This window comes from Shigella sp. FC1967 (assembly GCF_001743005.1).
Classification (GTDB): Bacteria; Pseudomonadota; Gammaproteobacteria; order Enterobacterales; family Enterobacteriaceae; genus Proteus.
The window spans coordinates 1-237 of sequence record NZ_MIIZ01000338.1 but is presented as its reverse complement, the minus strand read 5'-3'; the positions used below and the strand labels follow the sequence as shown (position 1 = coordinate 237).

The window sequence follows — 237 nt, the reverse complement described above, 5'->3', positions numbered from 1 at the left end:
AAAAAATACCACAATTCCAACTAAACATAGCCAAGTGTTCTCTACCGCAGAAGATAACCAATCTGCTGTAACTATTCACGTATTACAAGGTGAACGTAAACGTGCAAGTGATAACAAATCACTGGGTCAGTTTAACTTAGATGGTATTCAAGCAGCACCACGTGGTATGCCACAAATCGAAGTGACTTTTGATATCGATGCTGATGGTATCTTGCATGTATCAGCGAAAGATAAAAA

General features: G+C 38.4%; 1 protein-coding gene. It reads left to right on the top strand.

The annotated features are described in order from the left end of the window. On the top strand, positions 1-237 hold a 237-nt coding region (locus BHE89_RS03050), incomplete at both ends, for an Hsp70 family protein (RefSeq protein ID WP_171742441.1).